The sequence below is a fragment of the Methylobacterium sp. GC_Met_2 genome, from assembly GCF_026540795.1.
Classification (GTDB): domain Bacteria; phylum Pseudomonadota; class Alphaproteobacteria; order Rhizobiales; family Beijerinckiaceae; genus Methylobacterium.
Genome location: NZ_JALNUM010000026.1, coordinates 1 through 21,002 on the forward strand (window position 1 = coordinate 1; position 21,002 = coordinate 21,002).

Annotated in this window: 21 protein-coding genes and 1 pseudogene; 11 read left to right on the forward strand and 11 right to left on the reverse strand. The window is 69.8% G+C overall.

Translation table 11 applies throughout. The annotated features are described in order from the left end of the window. The 3 genes and pseudogenes from OXS49_RS11600 to OXS49_RS11610 all read right to left on the reverse strand — a co-directional run. Positions 1-279: pseudogene (locus OXS49_RS11600) on the reverse strand (hypothetical protein); the annotation flags it as partial. A gap of 51 nt (positions 280-330) precedes the next feature. Continuing rightward, positions 331-1,284 carry a DUF1775 domain-containing protein gene (locus tag OXS49_RS11605; RefSeq protein ID WP_267424274.1) on the reverse strand — a complete coding sequence of 318 codons (954 nt, stop codon included), beginning with the start codon at positions 1,282-1,284 and terminating at the stop codon, positions 331-333. Between the two features lie 42 nt (positions 1,285-1,326). Then, a complete protein-coding gene (locus OXS49_RS11610) occupies positions 1,327-1,713 on the reverse strand; it encodes a hypothetical protein (RefSeq protein ID WP_267424275.1) in 387 nt (128 codons plus the stop codon). 231 nt (positions 1,714-1,944) lie between these two features. Between OXS49_RS11610 and OXS49_RS11615 the strand changes: the two genes are divergently transcribed. The 3 genes from OXS49_RS11615 to OXS49_RS11625 all read left to right on the forward strand — a co-directional run bounded on the left by OXS49_RS11615 (position 1,945) and on the right by OXS49_RS11625 (position 5,838). Then, complete coding sequence (locus OXS49_RS11615) at positions 1,945-3,243, forward strand: L,D-transpeptidase family protein (protein ID WP_244002587.1); 1,299 nt, start codon at positions 1,945-1,947, stop codon at positions 3,241-3,243. A gap of 183 nt (positions 3,244-3,426) precedes the next feature. Beyond that, on the forward strand, positions 3,427-5,088 hold the full coding sequence (locus OXS49_RS11620) for a calcineurin-like phosphoesterase family protein (RefSeq protein WP_267424276.1): 1,662 nt from the start codon (positions 3,427-3,429) through the stop codon (positions 5,086-5,088). Positions 5,089-5,634: 546 nt separating this feature from the next. Beyond that, positions 5,635-5,838 carry a hypothetical protein gene (locus OXS49_RS11625; RefSeq protein WP_267424277.1) on the forward strand — a complete coding sequence of 68 codons (204 nt, stop codon included), beginning with the start codon at positions 5,635-5,637 and terminating at the stop codon, positions 5,836-5,838. A 9-nt stretch (positions 5,839-5,847) separates the two neighbouring features. On the opposite strand, the gene OXS49_RS11630 is transcribed toward OXS49_RS11625, so the two are convergent. Continuing rightward, complete coding sequence (locus OXS49_RS11630; protein WP_244002593.1) at positions 5,848-6,237, reverse strand: hypothetical protein; 390 nt, start codon at positions 6,235-6,237, stop codon at positions 5,848-5,850. 317 nt (positions 6,238-6,554) lie between these two features. Between OXS49_RS11630 and OXS49_RS11635 the strand changes: the two genes are divergently transcribed. Both OXS49_RS11635 and OXS49_RS11640 read left to right on the forward strand, forming a co-directional pair. After that, positions 6,555-6,764, forward strand: coding sequence for a cold-shock protein (locus OXS49_RS11635; protein WP_243916163.1), 210 nt, complete (start codon positions 6,555-6,557; stop codon positions 6,762-6,764). Between the two features lie 218 nt (positions 6,765-6,982). Next, positions 6,983-7,219 carry an AsnC family transcriptional regulator gene (locus OXS49_RS11640; protein ID WP_244002595.1) on the forward strand — a complete coding sequence of 79 codons (237 nt, stop codon included), beginning with the start codon at positions 6,983-6,985 and terminating at the stop codon, positions 7,217-7,219. A 21-nt stretch (positions 7,220-7,240) separates the two neighbouring features. Here OXS49_RS11640 and OXS49_RS11645 read toward each other — a convergent pair whose 3' ends face one another. Beyond that, the gene (locus OXS49_RS11645) at positions 7,241-8,056 is read right to left on the reverse strand and encodes a 3'(2'),5'-bisphosphate nucleotidase CysQ (RefSeq protein ID WP_244002597.1); all 816 of its coding nucleotides are present in this window, start codon (positions 8,054-8,056) and stop codon (positions 7,241-7,243) included. A gap of 403 nt (positions 8,057-8,459) precedes the next feature. Between OXS49_RS11645 and OXS49_RS11650 the strand changes: the two genes are divergently transcribed. Beyond that, positions 8,460-8,915 (forward strand): DUF6101 family protein, encoded by a 456-nt coding sequence (locus OXS49_RS11650; protein ID WP_267424278.1) that lies wholly within the window; start codon positions 8,460-8,462, stop codon positions 8,913-8,915. Positions 8,916-8,928: 13 nt separating this feature from the next. On the opposite strand, the gene ubiA is transcribed toward OXS49_RS11650, so the two are convergent. Both ubiA and OXS49_RS11660 read right to left on the reverse strand, forming a co-directional pair. Then, positions 8,929-9,891 carry a 4-hydroxybenzoate octaprenyltransferase gene (gene ubiA / locus OXS49_RS11655; protein WP_267424279.1) on the reverse strand — a complete coding sequence of 321 codons (963 nt, stop codon included), beginning with the start codon at positions 9,889-9,891 and terminating at the stop codon, positions 8,929-8,931. Between the two features lie 190 nt (positions 9,892-10,081). Then, entirely contained in the window at positions 10,082-10,561 is a 480-nt protein-coding gene (locus OXS49_RS11660; protein WP_244002603.1) for a hypothetical protein, read from the reverse strand. Positions 10,562-10,781: 220 nt separating this feature from the next. Here OXS49_RS11660 and OXS49_RS11665 point away from each other — a divergent pair, with 220 nt between their 5' ends. From OXS49_RS11665 to OXS49_RS11685, 5 genes are all read left to right on the forward strand, one after another. After that, positions 10,782-11,534: a 16S rRNA (uracil(1498)-N(3))-methyltransferase gene (locus OXS49_RS11665; RefSeq protein WP_244002605.1), complete on the forward strand. Its 753-nt coding sequence runs from the start codon at positions 10,782-10,784 to the stop codon at positions 11,532-11,534. A gap of 291 nt (positions 11,535-11,825) precedes the next feature. Next, positions 11,826-13,193, forward strand: coding sequence for a glutamate--cysteine ligase (locus OXS49_RS11670; RefSeq protein ID WP_267424282.1), 1,368 nt, complete (start codon positions 11,826-11,828; stop codon positions 13,191-13,193). A gap of 97 nt (positions 13,194-13,290) precedes the next feature. Then, the gene (locus OXS49_RS11675) at positions 13,291-13,611 is read left to right on the forward strand and encodes a hypothetical protein (protein ID WP_267424283.1); all 321 of its coding nucleotides are present in this window, start codon (positions 13,291-13,293) and stop codon (positions 13,609-13,611) included. 167 nt (positions 13,612-13,778) lie between these two features. After that, positions 13,779-14,033, forward strand: a complete 255-nt coding sequence (locus OXS49_RS11680; protein ID WP_267424284.1) for a sulfurtransferase TusA family protein — start codon at positions 13,779-13,781, stop codon at positions 14,031-14,033. Between the two features lie 39 nt (positions 14,034-14,072). After that, on the forward strand, positions 14,073-14,636 hold the full coding sequence (locus OXS49_RS11685) for an NUDIX hydrolase (RefSeq protein ID WP_244002613.1): 564 nt from the start codon (positions 14,073-14,075) through the stop codon (positions 14,634-14,636). A 135-nt stretch (positions 14,637-14,771) separates the two neighbouring features. On the opposite strand, the gene OXS49_RS11690 is transcribed toward OXS49_RS11685, so the two are convergent. From OXS49_RS11690 to OXS49_RS11705, 4 genes are all read right to left on the reverse strand, one after another. Next, on the reverse strand, positions 14,772-15,635 hold the full coding sequence (locus OXS49_RS11690; protein ID WP_267424285.1) for a WecB/TagA/CpsF family glycosyltransferase: 864 nt from the start codon (positions 15,633-15,635) through the stop codon (positions 14,772-14,774). Next, positions 15,628-17,016 (reverse strand): GumC family protein, encoded by a 1,389-nt coding sequence (locus tag OXS49_RS11695; RefSeq protein WP_267424286.1) that lies wholly within the window; start codon positions 17,014-17,016, stop codon positions 15,628-15,630. Before OXS49_RS11695 ends, OXS49_RS11690 begins: the two co-directional genes overlap by 8 nt. A gap of 362 nt (positions 17,017-17,378) precedes the next feature. Continuing rightward, complete coding sequence (locus OXS49_RS11700) at positions 17,379-18,494, reverse strand: glycosyltransferase (RefSeq protein WP_244002619.1); 1,116 nt, start codon at positions 18,492-18,494, stop codon at positions 17,379-17,381. Next, positions 18,491-20,878, reverse strand: a complete 2,388-nt coding sequence (locus tag OXS49_RS11705) for a glycosyltransferase (protein ID WP_267424288.1) — start codon at positions 20,876-20,878, stop codon at positions 18,491-18,493. The genes OXS49_RS11700 and OXS49_RS11705 overlap by 4 nt, the downstream gene beginning before the upstream one ends. Between the last annotated feature and the right edge of the window lie 124 nt (positions 20,879-21,002).

Sequence of the window (21,002 nt, forward strand, 5' to 3'; positions counted from 1 at the left end):
GAGGGCTGCCGGGGCGGCGGCATGGCACGCGACGCAGCAAACCATCGGCCCGTGGGCCGGGATGTGCGGATCGTAAGGGCGCGATCCGTCGATGGGGCTGCTGGCCAAGCACAGGACGTGCTCCGGCCCCGCCGCGGCGGCCATCGCGAGGCCGCCGAGGACGCCCTGGAGCGCGAGCGCGTACAGGACGAGGATCGCCAGCACGCGCCGCACAGCCGGGATCAGCCGGGGCTGACGCCCCGGTGGTCCGGTCTCGCTGCCGTAGGATCGGGTGTGCACCTTGAGGCGCTCGTGACGGGCCGTTCGCGGCGCGCTGCTCCCTCAGGGTTGCTAGTGCTGGTGCTGATGCTGGCCGCTGGGCGCGGCCGCCCCGATCGGGGCCACCGAGAAGGTCACTGGCACGGTACCGGCCCGCTGGAAGGTGAGCGTCCCCGCGACGGTGTCGCCGGCCTTCGGCGCGCCGGTGAGGCCCTCGAACATCAGGTGATAGCCGCCGGGCTTCAACTCGACGGTCTCGCCGGGCTTGATGGTCAGGCCCTCGGAGACCGGTGCCATCTTCATGACACCACCTTCCATCGACATGGAGTGGATGTCGCCCGACTTGGCGAAGGGCACCGCGGCCCCGGTCAGCACGTCCGGCGTGCTGCCGGTGTTGGTGATGCGCACGTAGCCGCCCGCCACCTTGGCGCCGTTCGGCGTGGCGCGCAGCCACGGCGTCTCGATCGTCAGGTCGCCGGCCTTGATGGGGGCCGCCTGCACGGGCGCCGCCTGGGCGGCCTGAACGATCCGGAAGGCGGGGGCCGCCGCCTTCAGGTCATGAGCATCCTGGCCGGGCTTCGGGATCTCGGACCAGGAATGGCTGCCCTCGGAGCAATCCTGCTGCACCGGCACGTAGATTGTCGCGCCGGGCTCGAACGTGTCGGCGACCTGCGCCAGGAAGGTGAACTCGTCGACTTGGTCGTCCGGCAGGGAACCGCCGCTCCACGTGATTGACTTCACGCCCTCCGCGGCCGTGCCGTGATGGGTCGTGTAGGTCTTGGCGTAGGCGCCACGGGTGGTCGCCAGCGTCCAGCCGGGCTTCGGCATCGGCTTGGCGCCGATCAGCCCCTCCGGGATGCTGACACTGACCTTGATGGTGGGCTTGCCGTCGCAGCCGTGCATGATCTGGACGACGCCGCGATAGGACGCGCCGGGGCTCGCCTGCTTGCGCTCCAGCACCGCGTGGGCCTGCGCCGCAGAGGCGACGAGGCCGAGGCCGATCACGGCCGGAATGAGACTCTTCATGGGGATGCATCCGTTCTGAGGGATTCGTCGAGAAACGCTCGCTCAGGCGGATGGGGGGCCACGCGGTGATACGCTGCGGTCCGGCGGGGCGCGGGCGCCGATCCGGCTGACGGTCCGATAGGCGGCCTTACCACGGGCCTCGGCCGTCCAGGCCACGACGGTGGGCGCGACGCGGTCCGGGAGTGCGGTGCCCGGGAACTGCGCCGCCGTGCAGCAATCGCCGTGGTCGTGCGCAGGCAGCCTGTCCGGCATCGTATCGGAGGCCGCATGCTGCGCGCACAGGCCGTCGGCCGCGGCCGGGAGCGGCATCAGACCGCCCAAGAAGACCTGGAGGACGACGGCGTAGAGCGCCAGAACGGCGATTGCGGCGCGCAGGGGCGCCGCGGGATCGCGGTCGCGTCGTCTCGATCTGGCCGAAGCGTGGTCCATGCTGCGCCCGTTCGCGGTCCGCTCCGAACCGCTATGGCATCCCTGCCACACCCGAGAGCCCGTGGCTGTTGCCAGGCTGCCGCATCCGAAGGCCGCGTGCGCTGGCGCACCGCGACGCCATATTCCGGCCCCTTCGATAGGGAGTCTTAAGCCACAACCCAACACCGTGACGGCCGAGACCATCTTCTCCCGCCACGATCCGAACGAACTCCGGACCAGAGCCAGCGACCGATGCGCAAGACGGCACACAACCGGTTCACGACATTCCTGAGCGTGGCCGCCCTCGGCGCCCTGGGAATCGGCACCGCCCAAGCCCGCGACCAGGGCAACTACGCCCAGGCCGAATGGGCGCAGGACTATGCCTCCCCCGCCGGCATGCAGGTGCAGCGCGAGACCGTGCCGATTCTGTCGCCCCAGACGGTGGCGGCGACCGAGCAGATGGTCGAGCGCTACAAGGACATCGTCACCCGCGGCGGCTGGCGGCCGGTCTCCGGTGCCGAGCACCTGCGGGTCGGCTCCCGCGGCCCGGCCGTGGCCGCCGTGCGCCAGCGCCTGATCGTCACCGGCGATCTCGATTCGGCGGCCGGTGGTTCGGGCGTATACGATTCCTACGTCGCCGCCGGCGTGAAGCGCTTCCAGGCCCGCCACGGCCTCAGCCAGACCGGCACGATGAGCCTCGCTACCCAGCAGGCGATGAACGTGCCCGCCGACGTGCGCCTGCGCCAGCTCGAGACCAATGTGGTCCGCCTGCGCTCCTATTCAGGCGATCTCGGCCGCCGCTTCGTGATCACCAACATCCCGGCCGCGCTCGTCGAGACGGTCGAGAACGGTCAGGTCGTCACGCTCCACGCCGCGGGCGTCGGCAAAATCGACCGCCAGTCGCCGATCATGAACACCAAGGCGACGCAGATCAATTTCAACCCGACCTGGACGGTCCCGGCTTCCATCGTGAAGAAGGACCTGATCCCGAAGATGCAGAAGGATCCGAACTACCTGACGGACAACAAGATCCGCATCCTGGCCAACGGTCAGGAGGTCTCGCCGAAATCCGTGAACTGGTTCTCCGACGAGGGCACCCGCTTCACCTATCGGCAGGATTCGGGCGCCGACTTCAACTCGATGGGCATCGTGCGCATCAACATCCCGAACCCCTACGGCGTGTTCATGCACGACACGAACACCAAGGGCGTGTTCGGCGACGATTTCCGCTTCATCTCCTCGGGCTGCGTGCGCGTGCAGAACGTGCGCGAGTACATCACGTGGCTGTTGAAGGACACGCCCGGCTGGGATCGCCAGAAGGTCGAAGAGGCGATCGAGAGCGGCAAGCGCGTCGACGCCAACATCGCCCAGCCGGTGCCGGTCTACTGGACCTACATCACGGCGTGGTCGACCCCGGACGGGATCGTCCAGTTCCGCGACGACATCTACAAGCGCGATGGCGTCAACGTGCCCTCGACCATCGGCGCGCCGACCCCGGTCGCCAGCGCCGAGCCGATGCCGCAGAGCTTCGAGCCCGGCGACGAGGAGTAAGCGACCGGCCGATACGCTCGGTTCGGACTTTTCGAGGCCCGCATCTCCGCCGAGATGCGGGCCTCGCGCGTTTCCGAGGGTGTTTGTCATCCCCCGGTCAACTGCGTCTGCTTGGCCGCTTGAAACCACGTCTCGGTCGCGGCTTTGCCGGGCGGCGAAGCACGATTCTCTTCAGGAGTCCCGATGTCGCGCGAACCCATTCCCGGAGACGGACGCCTGACCCGCCGCGAGACCGTGGTCGGTCTCGCAGGTCTGGGCCTCGTGGCCGGACGTGCCGACGCGCAGGGCGCCGCGGAGGCGACCGGGATCGTCGACGCTGTGGATGGGGCTGGCGGGGACCGGGCACCGCTGCCGGGGGTCCTCGTCTCCAACGGCCGCGAGATCGCGCGCACCGACGACCAGGGCCGCTACCGGCTGCCGATGCCCGGCGACGGCGCGGTCTTCGTGATCAAGCCCCCGGGCTATGCCCTGCCGCGGGACGCCGACAACGTGCCGCGCCATTCCTACATCCACCAGCCGGACGGCACCCCCGCAAGCGTGGGCCTGCGCTACCGGGGCGTAGCGCCGACCGGCCCCCTGCCGGCCTCGATCGACTTTACGCTGACCCGCGTCGACGAGCCCGCGGATTTCGACGTCGTCCTGTTCACCGATCCGCAGCCCGAGAGCCGGTTCGAACTCGACCACGTGCGCGACACCGCAATCGCCCGCGCCATGGCGATCCCCGCCGCCTTCGGCATGACCATGGGCGACGTGCTGTTCGACGATCTGTCACTCTACGGCCGCTCGAACCGCATCGTCGGCCGGATCGGCCTGCCCTGGTACAGCCTGCCGGGCAACCACGACCTCAACATGCAGTCGCCCGATGCCCGCTACAGCCGCGAAACCTGGAAGCGGGTGTTCGGCGCGCCGACCTACGCGTTCCGCCACGGGCGGGCGTGGTTCGTGATGCTCGACAATGTCGAGTGGCTGGGGCCGCCGGTGCCGGTGGGAGCCAACACCTACCGGGGCCGGATCGGCGAGCGCAGCCTGACCTTCCTGCGCAACCTGCTGGCCGAAATTCCGCGGGACGACCTGATCGTGCTCGCCATGCACATCCCGCTCGTCACCGACACGACGCCCGACGATCCCCACGGCATCACCACCGACCGCGCGGAACTCCTCGACCTGCTGGCGGGGCGCAAGGTGCTGAGTCTGGCCGGTCACACCCACACCACCGAGCACCACTACCCGGCCCAGGGGCACCATCATCACGTGCTGACCGCCGTGTCGGGCTCGTGGTGGAGCGGGCCCGATACGCGCACCGGCATCCCCTCGGCCGACAGCCGCGACGGCACGCCGAACGGCTTCCACCTCCTGTCGGTGCGCGGGACCGACTACACGACCCGCTACCTGCCGGCGCAGGGTCAGCCGGACGAGACGATGCGGATCCTGTTCGAGAGCGAGGCGCGGGCCGGCGCCGTGGAGGTGATCCGCCTGACCCGGCCGGTACAGGGACTCCGGTCGCCGGTCCCGCAGGATGCGCTCGCCGACACGAATCTGGTGGTGAACGTGTTCGATGGCGGCCCGCGCACGAACCTGGCGTTCCGGATCGGCGACCGGCCGGCTCAGGCGATGACCCGGACCCGGCGAACCGATCCGTTCGTCGCGGAACTCTTCGCCCGCTATCTCGAGACCAAGAAGAGCTGGGTGCAGGCCATACCCTCCACCCACATCTGGACGGCGCGGCTGCCCGACGACCTCGCGCCGGGCGCCCATCGCGTCACCGTGGAGGGGTCCGACGAGTACGGGCGCCCGATCCGCAGCGTCGCCGTACTGGAGGTTTTGGGCGAGCGCGCGGGCGGTTAGAGCGCACTCCGCCGAAGTGGACACCGGTTCGGCGCAACAGAGCGCGTCACGACAAGAGCTGAGAGCCGTGCCCGATTGCAACGCGCACGGTACACGACAGGGATGCCGCCTTCGCCGATTGATGCGCGGGTCCCCTCTCCCGTGCGGGCTTGCGGATTCACACATCTCTGCCGAACACCAAGGGCTTGAGAAACCCGCGCGTTTCCCCTCCCCCTCGCGGGGCTAACGGATGCACTTATCTTCCTTGGAGAGGCGAAAGCGGCTCAAGCGCCCCCCCTCCCCCGCAGAGGGGGGAGGGGGGGCGCTTGAGCCATCTGGGCCGCCCCATTTGGCAACCGCACGATGATCCCGAACCCGATGTGGAATCCGCTAGCCCGCCCGGGAGATGGGGCAGGTCGCGCCCCTCAAGGCTCGTCGGCGCGCGACTGTCGTGTCCTGTGTGCGACGCGATCTGGCACGGCTCCAGGCGCTTCCGATCCCGCCCATAGAGGAACTGCCGGGCGCCCGATCCGTTGGTCCCAATCCCGAACTGATAGGAGCCGCGTCATGGCCAATCCCGGCCTACCCGAGCCTACGCCCGGCGATCTGCCGCCGCCCCCGCCCATCCCCGATGAGGAGCCCGATATCGGCCCGACCGGACCGCGCATGCCCTATCCGGTGAACGATCCCGGCATCGGTGAGCCGGGTGGCCCTGGTTCCGAGCCCGACGTATTCCCGGGCGCGCCGACCGATCCCGGCACGCGCATGTGACGCGGGCGGTCAGTGGCCGCCGTGCGAGGTGCGAACGTCGCGCGGCGCGTTGAGGATCTCGGAGAGGCTCGTCACCACGTGGCGGGCCTCTTCGTCGGTCAGGCGTAGCTGGAACGGCGGCAGCGCGCCGGCCTGGAGCGCGACCACGGCCTGTCCCTCCTCGTCGGTGCCGACCTCGATCGCCGATGACGTGACGTCGAGCATCGCGATCTCCTCGTCGCCCATCTCGTCCCCCAGGTCGGGCTCGTCGGTGTCGTCGATCGCCGTAAGGAGCTGACCGACGGCGCGCACGAGGGCGCGGGCGGCCCGGGCATCCATCACCACCGCCGTCGCCTGATCGTCCTTCTGGAAGGACAGCTGGATGTTCGCACCGTCCAGCGAGACCGATATGCCTGCCATGTATCGTCCAGAGCCGCGCGCCGTAACTGTTTGCACGCACACCGTATATGCATCGCGGAGCCCCGAAATCACAGGGGGCCGTGCATCCCGGATGTGCGTTCCGCCCCAGCCTGCGACGCAGAAGATACGCAGCCGGCGCCTTGTTGCCGCCGCAGCGCTCGCCTAAATAGGTGTGTGGGGGGCTTACCCACCGAGGCTGACGCCGTTTTGGTTCAGCGACTCGCGCCCCGCCACACTGGCCAAATCCAGAAAGACCGTGGTGCACCACGCGGCCCTCGCGCCGCGCCGGTGGCCTATGGACGAATGAGGGACACTACGTGAATACCGGTACTGTAAAGTGGTACAACGAAACCAAGGGCTACGGCTTCATCCAGCCTGACGATGGCGGCAAGGACGTGTTCGTCCACGTGTCGGCTGTGGAGCGCGCCGGAATGCGCAACCTGATCGAAGGTCAGCGGGTCACTTACGAGATCCTGACCGACAAGCGCAGCGGCAAGGACGCCGCGGGCAACCTTCAGGCGGCCTGATCCCTCGGCGGATCCGACCCTGCCCTCGTGATGCGCATGACGCGACGGGGGCCTCGGTAAGGACCGCGAGCCGGCCGCAAGATGCGGCTCCCCCTTCCGACGCTACCGATCCGGGCAAGACCGTCCGGGAGCAGGTCGCGCCGGAGGCAACATCCCAGAAACGATGCCGGATCAAGCAAACATCCGGTCCAGAAAAGATCAGAAAAGAAAAGACGTTTATGTTATTCGAGTACACACGCCGCCGCGGACTTCGTTCCCCCGTGACCGATGCCCCGACCTTCCGGGTCGGCAAGCTCGCCGAAGCGCGGAACGCGGACCAGACCGGAGCTGACATCAGTTACCTGATCGATCGCTCTTACAACTACCATTCCCCACGCGAGCTGCATTGGCATCTCGCCGACCGCCTCGGGCTCGCCCCGACTGCGGTTACGCTCCGCGAAGCGCAGGCGAACTGAGGCGCGCTCAGCGATCCCAGCTCAGCGGCCCCAGGCCGCGAGCACGGGATCACGCAGGGCCGCCGGGACCGCGAGCAGTTCGTTGTGGACCGGATCGGCCCGGTTGTATGGGGTGGCTACGCCATCGAGGTCGCAGACGATCCCCCCGGCCTCGCGCAGGATCAGATCGGCGGCCGCGAGATCCCAATCCCGGGCATGGCCCGAGATCATGCCCACATCGACACTCCCCTCCGCCACCCGCGCGAGCCGCAGGGCGAGCGACGGGATCCGTGCGATCACCGTGAAGTCCGGGTTCGGCCCGGCGCCCCGCGCCAAGCGGTCGAGCATCGGCTTCGGGCCAGTGACGCGTGCCCCTGGCAAGTCCTGCCGTGCATCGACACGGATCGATGCTTCGTTCCGGGTCGCGCCTCGTCCGCGCACGGCCTCGTAATCGACTTCCAGCGCCGGCGCGTGCACGAAGCCGATCAGCGGCTCGCCGTCGGCGAGCAGCGCGACCGCGATCGACCAATCCGGGTGGCCCGACAGGAACGCCCGGGTGCCGTCGATCGGATCCACGATCCAGACGAGGTCGTGGCCGAGGCGCGCTGGGTCGTCGGCAGTCTCCTCCGACAGCCACGCCGCCCGCGGGACGAGCGCGCTCAGGCGGACCTTCAGGAAGGCGTCCACCGCCACGTCAGCCTCGGTCACCGGTGAGCCACCGGCCTTCGACCAGATCCGCGCGGTGGTGTTGCCGCCGAGCCGAAAGTATGGCCGCGCGATGTCGGCGGCCTCGCGCATGACGGCGCGCAGCTCCGGCATCAAGGCGGATACGGCGTCGTCGGTGAGGGGCTCGGGCATCGTGCTCCGCGTAGACATTGTGGGGGCCCAGGGGCCTGTCGCGCCGTCCACCCGGTCGCGCGGATGGCTTTGCGTTCGGGCTGAGAGGACAGGGCACGGAGTATCGCACGCCCGACCCTCCCGTTGTACGGCGCCGCCCGCACCGCCACAAGGATGCTGGTTGATCAATCGATAACGAACAATCCGCGCAAGGAAATGTTGAGCATTCAAGGAAGCATTGAGCATTCCACAAATGACAGCCCTGTCCAGAATCGCTTAACGACGGCTCTTAAGCGGTGCGGAGGAGTTCGGGTGCGATTTTGCTTGGCATAACGGACGGCCCGGCAGCGGCCGCCACTTGCCCTAGGGACTCGGACCGATGAACACTTCCCCGTACACGGACGAACGTCGCGCAGGACATTGCATGCCGGTTGCCGAGGGCACGCTTCATCTCACGGCCTCGCCGCTCCCGGTGATCGGCCGCATCCCGGGCGCCCGTCGCGCCGCCGGGATCGCGCTGGCCTACGCCGTCGAGGAGGCCGAGATGGCCGGGGCCGATCGGTTCAGCCTGATCCTGGTCGACACCGCGGGCGGGGAACTGCACCGGCTCGGCTGCTTCGACGAGGATGACGTCGTCGCTATCTGGCGCGACATCGCGGCGCGCGCCGGACTGGTGCGGATGATCGTCCGCGAGGATGGCGTGCTCCAGCCTGTCACCGAGCAGATCGGCCGCCTGATTCTCGGCCGGGTCCGGATTCGTCGGCGCCATGCCGGGCTTGGCGGTCGCCGCCCGCGCTTCCTCGCTCGCCGCAAGACCGGCCGGTTGCCGGCGCGGCCGCAGATCTATCGCGGCGAGAACGAAATCATCGCCCGGACCTGATCGGCGCGGCGCATTACGCGAAGGTGCGCAGCAGCGCGTCGGCTGTGAGGCCCGCGAATAGGATCAGGCCCGCATCGCGGTTCGAGCGGAACAGGGTCAGCGCCCCGCGCCCGTCACGCTCCCGCAGGGACAGGACCTGCCAGGCGAGATGCCCGGCGAAGGCCGCCACACCCAGGAAACCTACGGGTCCCGCCCCGGCCCGCCATGCCGCCAGCGCCACCAGCGCCGCTGCCAGCGCGTAGCAGAGCCCGACCGCGCCGCGGACATGCTGGCCGAACAGGCGGGCGGACGAGCGGATCCCGGCCATCTCGTCGTCCTCGATGTCCTGGACCGCGTAGATCGTGTCGTAGCCGACGATCCAGAACCACGCCCCCGCGTAGAGCAACAGCGGCGATGCATCGAGGCGCGCGAATACCGCCGCCCAGCCCATCAGCGCACCCCAAGCGAAGGCCAGCCCCAGCACGCCCTGGGGCAGCGGCATGATGCGCTTCATGAACGGGTAGATCGCGACCGGCAGCAGCGAGCACAGCCCGATCAGGATCGCCTGCTCGTTGAATTGCAAGAGTACCGCGAGCCCCACCAGGGCCTGGACCACAAGGAACAGGGCCGCGTGGCGCGGCCGGATCTGACCGGAGGGGAGGGGGCGCAGCCGTGTGCGCTCGACCTGCGCGTCGAGGTCGCGGTCGGCGATGTCGTTGTAGGTCGAGCCCGCTCCGCGCATCGCCACCGCGCCGATCAGGAACAGCAGGCAGTGCCAGGGATCGGGAAAGGCTTGGTCCGCCGCGATCGCGGCCAGCGCGGCCGACCACCAGCACGGGAGCAGAAGCAGCCACCAGCCCACCGGCCGGTCGATCCGCGCGAGTCGGAGATAGGGGCGCCAGGATCGCGGAGCGAGCCGCTCGACCCAATGGCCCGCGACCGCATCGGCCGGACGTCGATCCTCGATCACGACACCGCCCGTCGGCTGCCCGCTCATCGGCCGGATCTCCGGGCGTCCCGCATGTCGATCCCCCCGCCGTCGCGGAGGAAGAATTCGCGTCGGATCCGCAACCCCTTGGAGCCGTGCCCGATCGTGTTGCAATCGGGCGCGGCTCTCGGATCTCGCATTGACGCGCTCTTTCGTGCCGAACGGGCGACAAATTCGGTGAAGAGCGCGCGCGACGCTCTTACAGCGCGCCCTGCGGCAGCTTGAAGCTGCCGGTCAAGCCCGGACCGCCGAGCAGGCCGCCGCCCTGGCCGCTGGCCTGAGCCGAGGCCTGCGCGCGGGCCTGGGCCTCCATCTTGGTCGCCTGGGCGGCCACGCTGCAGATCTTGGTGCGGATGCCGCTGACCTTCATGTGGTCGGCCTTGAAGCCCTCCGCGAAGGAATCGGGGATCGAGCACCATTCCTTGTTGGCGGTGATCCACTTCATGCCCTCGGCACCGTTGGACTGGAGCCGTCCGAACAGGGCGCAGGCCTCCTGCGGGGTCATCTTCTTCTTCGTCTGCGAGGCCGCGTTCGCCTTGCTGACCAGCGCCTTGCGCTCGGCCAGGGTCTTCTGGATCGCGCCGCATTCCGGTGCAGCGCTCTGCGCGGAGGCTGCCGTGCCGACCATCACGGTGCCGACCAGCACCGCCGCTCCCAGACTCAACCGCCCCTTCACCATCCCGCAACTCCCTCGACGCCCCTGCCGAATCCGCGTGCGGCCGGCCCAATTCCGTATTGATGGGTTCGCCATAGGAATGTGGCGTCAATCGAGCGACAAACCGGCTCTCCCAGACGTCTGTGCGTCGAAAGCCGAAAAGCCGCGGTCGTAACCCTTTGGCAACACTTTCGTCGGCGCCTCCGGCGTTGACAGGGTCGAGTCGCCTTGCGACCACGCCGGCATGCCGGCCTACGATTTCACCGCCCCGCGCCTCCACGTCGCAGCCGACCTTGCCGAGGGTGTGAGCCTGCCGCTCGAACGGGCGCAGGCGAACTATCTGCTGAACGTCCTGCGCCGGGGGCCGGACGACCCCGTTCTGGTCTTCAACGGCCGCGACGGCGAGTGGCGGGCCCATCTGATCCAGACGGGACGGAAGGGCGCCGACCTGCGCGTCGCCGTGCAGACCCGCCCGCAGCCTGCGCCCGCCGATCTCCATTACCTGTTCGCCCCGCTGAAAAGCGCACGCCTAGATTATCTCGCGCAGAAGGCGGTCGAGATGGGGGCCGGCACGATCCGGCCGGTGATCACCCGCTATACGCAAGGTGACCGGGTCAACATGGACCGCCTGCGTGCCAACGCCGTCGAGGCCGCGGAGCAGTGCGGCATCCTGGCGATCCCGGACTGTCCGGATCCCGAGCGGCTCGCCGACGTGCTGGAAGACCTCGATCCCGAGCGGCTCGTCGTGTTCTGCGACGAGGACGCGCCGGTGCGCGATCCGGTGAAGGCGCTCGCGGCCGCAGCCGATCCCGAGGCGCCGCCGCCGCTCGCCGTGCTGGTCGGGCCGGAGGGCGGCTTCTCAGACGAGGAACGGGTCCTGATCCGGGCCCGGCCCAACACAGTCGCCCTGTCGCTCGGCCCGCGGATCCTGCGGGCCGACACCGCAGCGGTCGCGGTGCTGGCCCTGGTCCAGGCCGTGCTCGGTGACGCGCGGTGATGGACGCGTCGGCCAAATTTCATGTGTGCCCGCGCACATCGGGGCGTGGCGGCGTCTGATTGTTTCCGCGGTACGGACGTGTTCGCGCATGTCGGTCCACGGCGCCGCGTTGTGGGTTCTCGGCGCCTCGACTATGTGCGTGAACGGACGCCGCCTGCGCCGCGCCCTTGTCGGGGTCGGGGGCGGGCGTCCGCCCGGACCCCGTTCGCCGGTGGGGGAACCGGACGGACCCGTCGGAGCAACCCGGCGCGCTCATCCCAGGCTCAGGTCAGACGCACGGACGGGTGGCGCATGGCGCGCGACAGCAACGACAGCACGCCGATTACCTCGCGTGCCGAACTGATCGAATGGTTCGCGGCCGGCGAGAAGCCACGCGCGCGATTCGCCATTGGGACCGAGCACGAGAAGATCCCGTTCTACCGGGACAACCGGGCGCCCGTGCCGTACGACGGGGACCGGGGCATCAAAGCCCTTCTGGAGGGCCTCGCTCGCGAGACGGGCTGGGAGCCGATCCTCGACATGGGCCACATCATCGGCCTCGCGGCCGAGGAGGGCGGGGCGATCTCGATCGAGCCCGGCGGGCAGTTCGAGCTGTCCGGCGCGGCCCTGCCGGACGTCCACGGCACCGCGGCGGAACTCGCGACCCACCTCGCGGCCACCAAGCGGGTAGCCGATCCCCTGGGCATCGAATTCCTGACCCTCGGCATGAGCCCGAAATGGCGCCGGGACGAGACCCCGGTTATGCCCAAGAGCCGCTACAAGATCATGGCGTCCTACATGCCGAAGGTCGGATCGCTGGGCCTCGACATGATGCTGCGCACCGCCACCGTGCAGGTGAATCTCGATTTCGCCTCCGAGGCCGACATGGTGCGCAAGATGCGCGCCTCCCTGGCGCTACAGCCAGTCGCCACCGCGCTCTTCGCCAACTCGCCGTTCACCGACGGGCGGCCGAACGGGTTTCTGTCCCGCCGCTCCGAGATCTGGCGCGATACCGATCCCGACCGCACCGGCATGCTGCCCTTCGCGTTCGAGCCCGGGTTCGGCTACGAGGCCTACGCCGACTGGCTGCTCGACATGCCGATGTACTTCGTCAAGCGTGGCGACACCTACCACGACGTGTCGGGTGCCTCGTTCCGCGACCTGATGGCTGGCAAGCTGCCGCAGCTCCCGGGCGAGTACGCCACGGTGGCGGATTGGGCCAACCATGCCTCGACCGCCTTCCCCGAGGTGCGGCTCAAGCGCTTCCTCGAAATGCGCGGGGCCGATGTCGGCGATCCCGGCATGATCGCCGCTCAAGCGGCCTTCTGGGCCGGGCTACTCTATGACGAATCGGCCCTCGACGCCGCCCTGGACCTCGTGAAGGGCTGGAATGCGGCCAACCGCGAGGCTGCACGGGCCACGGCGCCGCGGCTCGGCTTGGCCACCCCGGTGGCCCACACGACGCTGGGCGCGGTCGCCGCCGAGGCCCTGGCCATTGCACGGTCCGGCCTGCGCGCGCGCAGCCGCCGCGACGCCGAGGGTCGCGACGAGACGATCTATCTTCAGCCGCTCGAAGCCATCGTGGCGGCCGGCCGGACCCGGGCCGACGATCTGCTCGCCGATTATGAGGGCCGCTGGGGCGCCTGCGTGCGCGCGACCTTCTCGGAATGCGTGTTTTAAGGCTGCGTTGACGTTGCGAACGCGCCAGCGCGACGCAAGCCCGAAGCGTAATGATGGACCATTCCGAAGCATGCCGTCATGCGCAGGAGAGTGTTCCATGATTCGCTACGCCGCCGCCCTGCTGGCCGGAATGGCATGCCTGTCGGTCAGCGCCGGTCCAAGCTTCGCCGCCGATCCGCCGCAGTATCGCGCTGGACCAAATATGGGCCGCCGCATCGCCGGCCCGCCGCCGGGGCCGACCCGGCCGCCATTCTACAGCTACTACGGTGAGTACCAGTACCCGGTGCCGTTCGGGTACGGCTACGCCTACGCGCCGACGCGCTCCCACGGTTTCGAGTACGGCTATTATGGGCCCCGCTACGCGTGGTCCGACCCGGATTGGTATGACGGGCCCGCCTTCAGCCATCCCGAATGGTGAGCGGAACCGGTTCGCCGAAGCGGTGAGGTCTGGGGCGTTCTCCGCCGAAGTGGATACAGGTTCGGCGCAAGAGAGCGCGTTAAAATGACGGCTTCGGACCGCGCACGATTGCAAGGCGAATGGGCGCAGCCCTAAGACGCTCGCAATCGGGATCGGGAGCGTGCCGCGTGCAGGACGAGACGAATAGCGTCGATCTCGATCTCAGCGGCCTGAAATGTCCGCTCCCGGTCCTGCGCACCCGCAAGGCGCTGCGCCGGCTGGCCGCAGGGAGGATTCTCGTCGTTACCTGCACCGATCCCCTGGCGATGATCGATATCCCGAATCTCGTCCGCGAGGAGGGCGCCCGGCTCGACGCGGCGGAGCGGCACGGTGATCGCCTGTGCTTCCGTATCGCGCGTTCCGCGATGCCGCCGCATTCCTGAACGATCCGTCAGACTTTCCAGGGACGGGATGAAACCGGCATGGCACCACGGATCGGGGGCGTGCGCCTCGTGCACGACGGCTGGGCCCGTTTCCTCGTGGCCGAAGTCATCCAGGAGGATGGGACCCGCATGACGCGGGAAATCGAGGATCACGGCCGGGCGGTCGCAGTCCTGCCGTACGATCCGGATCGGCGGGTCGCCACGCTGGTCTCGCAGTTCCGGGCGCCGGTTCTCTTTTCCGACGGTCCGCCGACCCACATGGAGGTTCCGGCGGGCCTGCTCGACGAGGGCGCGGCCGAGGATGAAGCCCGGCGCGAGGCCATGGAGGAGACGGGCCTGCGCCTGAGCCAACTCGACCCCATCGCGAGCGCTTGGTCGATGCCGGGGATTTCCACCGAGCGGATGGACCTGTTCCTGGCCGCCTACGGGGCCGACGACCGGGCGGGGACCGGCGGCGGTCTGGCCTCGGAGGGCGAGGCGGTCACGGTCCACGAGATCCCGCTCCGGGAATTGGCCGCCATGGGCCGGGACGGTCGGCTCACCGACATGAAGTCGCTGGTGCTCCTCTACGCGCTTCAATTGCGGCGGCCCGACCTGTTTTGAGGTTCGGGGCGGCGGCGCCTGCCGGGCTCTCGAGGTGGCCGTGCCTGGTGCTTCAGCTCCCCTCGGGGGAGAGGAGAACGCGGTTGTATCCGGACGCTCAGCTTCCGGAAACGGCCCCCGAGGAGACAGATCCGTTCAACCCCCGCGATCCACCAGCCGGCCTCGGGCAACGATGCCGATGAAGCGCCAGGACTTGATGAAGTAGCGCCGAAACAGACGTCGCGGTGCCTGAAGGAAGCGGAAGATCCATTCGAGGCCCAGGCGCTGCATCAGCCCCGGGGCGCGTGTCAGGTACCCCGCCGCCACGTTCAGCGCGTCGCCGATGCAGAACACCACCGGGTTGCCGAGCTTGGCCCGGTGCCGGTCGATCCAGATCTCGGACTTCGGTGCCCCGACGCCCATCACCAGCAGCGTTGTCCCGTGGGCCCGGATCTGCGCCGCGAGGGCTGCGCTGTAGTCCGGATCGGCCTCAAAGCCGAAGGGTGGAACCGCGCTCGCCACCGCCCCATCCGGAAGGCCCCTGTCCCGCAGCCGGGCCGCGAGCGCGTCCGCCGCGTCCTGGCGGGCAGAGACCAGGAAGATCCGCCGGGCGAAGGCGGGCGGATCGGCCATTACGCAGCCCATCAGGTCGTGACCGGTCACCCGGTGGACCGGCCGACGGCAGGCCGCCCGCGCCAGCCAGACCAGCGGCATCCCATCGAGTGTCCGGGCGGCCGCCCGGCTGTAGGCGCCCCGAAAGGCCGTGTCCGTGCTGAGCTGGACGATGTGATCGACATTGGCGGTCACGATCATCCGAGGGCCGTCGTCCGGCCGGGCCGCCACCGCGGCCACGATGGATTCGGCGCTGCCGGTCTGGAAGCGCAGGTCGAACAGCTCGACAGTTGCGCCAGGCAGGGCCGAGCCGGGGAGCAGGGCGGTGGGCGACCGTGCGCTACGCACCTCCCGTGGAAGCGGGTCCGCCGCTTCCAGATCGAGTCCGAGCCGCCCGAGATTACGCATCGGCGGCTCGGAAGCTCGCGGCCGGGCGCGGCGCGGCACGCTGCGAACGGCGACGGTCGCTGTCGGCGCCGAGCATCAAGGCGATGCCGCCGCCCATGAGCAGACCGAGCACCAGGGCCAGCGGCAGCACGATCTTCGGCGACGGCGGGAAGGTCCGCTGGCGGGCGGGCGTCGCCACCGAGATGATCCGCACGTTGGTGGTGTTGAGCCGCTCCTGCTCACTCGCCTCGCGGGCGCGCTTCAGATAGGCCTCGTAGACGCCCCGCCGGGCTTCGAGCGTCCGCTCCAGCTCGCGCAGGCCGACATAGGCCCGGTCGCTCGACACCGTCTCGGTCTTGACCCGGTCGAGGCTCCCCCGGATCGCAGCCTCGCTGGCAGCAGCCCGGTCGTAATCCTTCTGGGTGGTGTCGATGATCCGCTCCTTCTCACGCTGGATCAGGCGCTGAAGGTCACGCTGCTGGGCGTATTGCTCGGCCATGGCCGGGTGACGCTCGCCGAGCCGGGTCGCCAGCTCAGCGGTGTTGCGGGACAGCGTGGCGTATTGCTGACGCAGCGCCTGCATCTCCAGCGATTGCAGCATCTCGGGCAGGGCGGTGCTCGGATCCGACGAGCGCATCTTGCGCGCCTGATCGAGCCGCTCCTTCGCTTCCGCGGTCTTGATCGCGGCGGTGACGAGCTGCTGATTCAAGTCGCCGAGCTGCTGATCGGTGAGCAGCCGCCCGCTCGACGCCACGAGCTTGTGATCCTCGCGATAGCGCACGACCGCACCCTCGGCCTGCTCGACGTCCCGCTTGAGGCTGGCGAGGCGGCCCGCGAGGGCATCCGAGGCGCGGCGGGCGGTGTCGGTCCGGGCCGAGGCCTCCTCGGCGAAGTAGGCATCGCCGATGGCGTTGGCGATCTGCGCGGCCTTCTCGGGATCGCGGGACTGGACGGAGACATCGATCACGAAGGTCCGCTCGGCCCGCCGGACGCTGAGCCGGTTCTGGAGCGTGTCGAGGGCGATGTTGACCGGGTTCCGGCTTCCGGGTGGCGGCAGCATGCCGAGCGCGCCCTTGATCCAGTTCAGCGTCGGGCTGTCGCCGTCCGGCAGCACGAATTCCTCGTCCTGATCGAGGTGCAGCCGCGCGATCACCCGGCGGAGCACGTTGTCGGACTGGATCACCCGCACTTGGCTCTCGGCGATCGAGACGCCGCTGTCGGCCTGCGGTTGACGGGCGTTCACGTCGTTCTCGACGACCCGTAGATCGCTCGGATCCACGAGGATCTGGATGCTGGACGTGTAGCGCGGCGGGAGCAGGCCGAGCACCGCGATCGCGACCGCGACCATGAACAGGGTGCTCAGCACGATGAAGCTGCGGCCGCGCCACAGGCGTCGCAGCATTACCTTCGGGTCGTTGCGGGGCGTGACCTCCGGAAGCACAATCCGGATGGGTTGCTCACCACTTATTCGTGTCGAGAAGTCGAACATACGCCTCGCTCCCTGACCCTCTGAGACGGATCGGTCGTCCACCGTCCCGGTCGTCTGTCCCCGTTCCGATCAGCTTCGTACCGATTCGGGACAGGACCCCGCCGTGGGCAGTGTCTTCGATGGTACGGCAGCAATCGGTGTACCGCTAAAGTAATCTCACCTTGAATCGTCCGCGGCGACTGAAAGCCTGTAGATGACGTGGTGAGAGACGACGTAAACTGCCGCACCTTTATGGCGATCAAAGCCGCGGGCCCGCCGGGGACTACGTACGGACCTCACACGTCGCCGTGATCGGCGACGATCGAGGCCGGGGCAGAATAGGCCGCGGCGTCGCCTGCGAGGAACCGGCGGAAGCGCACTCCGTCCTCGGCCGCCGCCGCATTCCAGCGTGCCACGTTGGTCCGGCTGAGTTCGGCCGCGCCGATCAGGCCGCCCGCGGCGATCCAATCCATCAGCGTTCGGGCCGCCGCGTCCGGCGCCTCTGGCCGGATCAGCAGGCCGGAGCGACCCAGAACCTCGCGGAACACCGCGTCGTCCGGCGCCACCACCGGCAGGCCGCCATGCTGCACCTCCAGCAGCGGCAGGCCGAGCCCCTCCGCCTTCGAGGTCGACACCAGGACATGGCACGCCGCCGCGAGGCCGCGCAGTTCGGCGTCCGACAGATAGCCATGCCGATGCAGGAACGGTGGCGGATCGTCCAGGAAGCCGTGACGGCCCCAGCCGATCCGGCCGACGAGATGCAGTTCCGCTTGGATCCCGGCGCGGTTCAGCGCCGCGGTGAGGGCCAGGGCGGCCGGGTAGTTCTTCCGCGGCTCGATGGTCCCGATGGCGAGGAGGCGCAGCGTGTCGCCCGGCCCGTAGGGAGCCGGCCCCGGCAGGTCGCCGAGGCCGAACGCGTCGCGCACCGGCGGGCGAAGCAGCGCGACGCGGGCGCGCGGCGCGCAGACGGCGCGCACGGCCACGCCGGTGGTCCGGCTGTTGACGAACAGGTTCGGGCACCAGCGCAGGGCCAGGGCGAAGCTCGGGCTCATGTAGAGCCGGCTGCGCAGGCTGAGATCCTCCGGCCGGGTGAGGAGGAAGGTGTCATGCACGTAGAGCAGGCAGCGCTCGGCCGCCAATGCACAGAGCGGGCCCGGCGGAAAGCCCGGGAACAGGAACAGCGCGTCCCGGTCCCGAAGAGCATGCAGGGGCAGAGCGAGGTGCTGCGCGGCGATCATGCCCGGCAGCGATCGGCTGGTGATGGCCCGGACCGCGTGCGGCGCCAGCGTGTCCGGGGCGAACAGGTCGAGGGTGACCCGCTCGATCCCGGTGACATGGCCGCGCAGATGGGATTGGTCGAGGTAGATCCGCCGGATCCGGCCGGCGGTCGCGTCGTCGGGCCGCACCGTCATGGCAGGCTCCGGCGCAGGCGACCCGCGAGGTAGAGGCAGCGGCGCACGAGGAGGGGCATCCGGCGCCCGAGAACCATCTGCTTGGCACGCCGCAGGCGGCGCACGAGGGGCCGCGAGGCCGCCGGCACGGTCCCGGCGGCGCCCGCCTGCCGTGCGGCCGCGAAGGGGAAGTGACCGAGCATTGCGGGCGCGAAATGCGGTCCTGCCGCCGCATCCCGGAGCCCGTGCCGCCGGAAGACCGCCTCCAGCGACAGGGCGGCAGCGCCCGGGCTGTAGCGACTCTCCAGGGCGATGCGCGCGAAGGCGCCGAGCCGGGCGCGCGTCTCCGGATCGTCCACCAGCGCCGCCAGGGCCTCGGCGAGGGCGCCGGGTCTCACGGGGACAAGGCGACCCGACACGCCGTCGATCACCGAGGAGGTCAGGCCGGAGGTGCGGTAGGCCAGGGTCGGCACGCCGCACAGGCCGGCCTCGATCGGCGTCTGCCCGAGGGTCTCGTGACGGCTGGCGGTGACGTGCAGATCGCACGCGCCGTACCACGCGGCCAGCGTCTCCTCGTCGGCGATCAGACCCGGCGCGAACAGGTTAGCGAGCCCGAGCCGCGCGGGATTGTCGAGCCGGCCGATCGCCACCACACCCACCCCCGGCCGCGCCACGGCTTGAAGCGCGGCGCGCAGGTCGCCGAAACCCTTATCGGGCCCATCGACGATCACGGCGGAAATCAGGATCAACACGTCGTCGGGCGGCAGGCCGAGTCGGCGGCGCAACGCCGCGCGATCGCCTGGGCGGAACACGGCGGTCGGGAAGGCGAGCCGGATCGGCTCCGCCACGGCGCCGGGGGGCGCGAGGTCCCGGGCGTGCGCCATCGTCCAGTCGGAATTCGCGAGCATCCATGGACCTGCGGGGCCGGCCAGCGCCGTGCGCTTGCGGGCATGCATGTCGGCGATCCGGCCGGGGGCGAGTTGCGGGTATTCGTCCGGACACGGGCAGGCGGCATCGCAGCCGAGCGCGGCACGGCCGCATTCGCGGGGGTGGCAGCACCGGCCGGTCAGCGGGAACAGGTCGTGCAGCACGAGGGCGACCGGACCACGCCGGCTGAGGCGACCGACCACGTCGAGGCTGCGGGTCGCCCCGTGCAGGTTGCCGACGAGGACGAGATCGGGTGCAGATGCCGCGATTTCTGCCTCGGCCTGCGGGAAGGTGTCGGTCCACTCGGCCGCCTCGGGGCGGTCGCTCAGTGCGACCGGGGTGAGACGGTGGCCGGCGAGGGCGAGCGCTTCGGCGAGGCGCCGCTGCGCCACGCCGGCCCCGCCCTGCGTCCCGGTTCCCGTCAGCGAGACGATGGACAGGCCGCGTGGTGGTATCGGGGTCGCCGCGAGCCTGTGGAGCAGGACCGGGCGGCCGATGGAGTGGCGGGCGTCTTCCGGGATTGCGAACCATATCGCGGCGTCGTCGAACAGCCCGTCGGCGCCGATCATTGCGGTCGCGTCGAGGCATCCGCGTGCCCAAAGCACGGAGCCGCTCATGGAGGCGATCTTCCCGGGTCCCGCCGCGAAAGCCGGGCCGTCGAGGCCCTGGACCTCCGTGTCGAACAGGACGCGCAGGCCCGCCACCGCGTCGGCCCCCGTCAGCGCCGCATCCAAAGCGAGGGCGATCAACGCGCCGGGGGCGAGGAGATCGCCGGCATCGAGCCAGAGCAGATGATCGACGGTCGGATCGGCCAGGATCCGCGCGACGGCCGGGCCGGCGTCTCCGGTCGTGACCAGATCGTGCCGGACCTCGGTGTAGTCCTGGCGCAGCACCGAGGCGACGGTCTCACCAAGCTCCGCTCCGGCCCGTACCACGGTGACGACGCGGATCCGGGGCCAGGGCCGCCCGTCGGGCAGCGAGGCGGGCCGGGCAGCGCCTGTGACGGCCGGGCCGAACGGCCAGCCGGCGATGCCGTGGGCAGGCGGCGAGGGGGGAGAGGCGTCGGGCAAGGCGGCTCGGGCGGCGCGGGTATCGTCTCCGGCCGCACCCTGAACGCGAATGTTGAAGATTGCTTCTCGCAGTTCTTCTCGGGTGAGGGCGTTCCGCTGTCGGGACGCCGCGTGTCGGGCTTCCACGTGGATTCGGGCCGGACCCGCCTCCATCCGGCCGATCCGGGCGGCGGCCGGGTACCCGCTTTCGCGGATGCGGGCCAGGATCGCGTCCGCCCGGCCGGCCGCACAGGTCCCGGAGGTCTTTGGATCGGTGAGCAGGTGGCGTCGCCGCTCCGGACGATTGGCGGGCAGGTCGATTTCGGCGCCGATCGCGGCCCGGTTTCGGTGTGAAGCGCCGGTGACGAAGCGCTGCTGCGCCAGCGCCGCCGCCCACGGCAGCGCATCGGCCGCGAGCCGGAAGGTCAAGCCGGCGTCCCGGGCGAGTTCGAGGCCGTGGCCGAGGATGCTGCGAAGCCGGTCACGTCTGTGAGCGCGTGCACGGCGGGCTCGGCGGCGAGATCCGGGCCCATCCGGTTCAGCAGGGTGATGG

Coding starts and splice junctions, on each gene's coding strand:
- OXS49_RS11605 (WP_267424274.1), bottom strand. CDS start 1,284: ATGAAGAGTCTCATTCCGGCCGTGATCGGCCTCGGCCTCGTCGCCTCT.
- OXS49_RS11610 (WP_267424275.1), bottom strand. CDS start 1,713: ATGGACCACGCTTCGGCCAGATCGAGACGACGCGACCGCGATCCCGCG.
- OXS49_RS11615 (WP_244002587.1), top strand. CDS start 1,945: ATGCGCAAGACGGCACACAACCGGTTCACGACATTCCTGAGCGTGGCC.
- OXS49_RS11620 (WP_267424276.1), top strand. CDS start 3,427: ATGTCGCGCGAACCCATTCCCGGAGACGGACGCCTGACCCGCCGCGAG.
- OXS49_RS11625 (WP_267424277.1), top strand. CDS start 5,635: ATGGCCAATCCCGGCCTACCCGAGCCTACGCCCGGCGATCTGCCGCCG.
- OXS49_RS11630 (WP_244002593.1), bottom strand. CDS start 6,237: ATGGCAGGCATATCGGTCTCGCTGGACGGTGCGAACATCCAGCTGTCC.
- OXS49_RS11640 (WP_244002595.1), top strand. CDS start 6,983: ATGTTATTCGAGTACACACGCCGCCGCGGACTTCGTTCCCCCGTGACC.
- OXS49_RS11645 (WP_244002597.1), bottom strand. CDS start 8,056: ATGCCCGAGCCCCTCACCGACGACGCCGTATCCGCCTTGATGCCGGAG.
- OXS49_RS11650 (WP_267424278.1), top strand. CDS start 8,460: ATGCCGGTTGCCGAGGGCACGCTTCATCTCACGGCCTCGCCGCTCCCG.
- ubiA (WP_267424279.1), bottom strand. CDS start 9,891: ATGAGCGGGCAGCCGACGGGCGGTGTCGTGATCGAGGATCGACGTCCG.
- OXS49_RS11660 (WP_244002603.1), bottom strand. CDS start 10,561: ATGGTGAAGGGGCGGTTGAGTCTGGGAGCGGCGGTGCTGGTCGGCACC.
- OXS49_RS11665 (WP_244002605.1), top strand. CDS start 10,782: ATGCCGGCCTACGATTTCACCGCCCCGCGCCTCCACGTCGCAGCCGAC.
- OXS49_RS11670 (WP_267424282.1), top strand. CDS start 11,826: ATGGCGCGCGACAGCAACGACAGCACGCCGATTACCTCGCGTGCCGAA.
- OXS49_RS11675 (WP_267424283.1), top strand. CDS start 13,291: ATGATTCGCTACGCCGCCGCCCTGCTGGCCGGAATGGCATGCCTGTCG.
- OXS49_RS11685 (WP_244002613.1), top strand. CDS start 14,073: ATGGCACCACGGATCGGGGGCGTGCGCCTCGTGCACGACGGCTGGGCC.
- OXS49_RS11690 (WP_267424285.1), bottom strand. CDS start 15,635: ATGCGTAATCTCGGGCGGCTCGGACTCGATCTGGAAGCGGCGGACCCG.
- OXS49_RS11695 (WP_267424286.1), bottom strand. CDS start 17,016: ATGCTGCGACGCCTGTGGCGCGGCCGCAGCTTCATCGTGCTGAGCACC.
- OXS49_RS11700 (WP_244002619.1), bottom strand. CDS start 18,494: ATGACGGTGCGGCCCGACGACGCGACCGCCGGCCGGATCCGGCGGATC.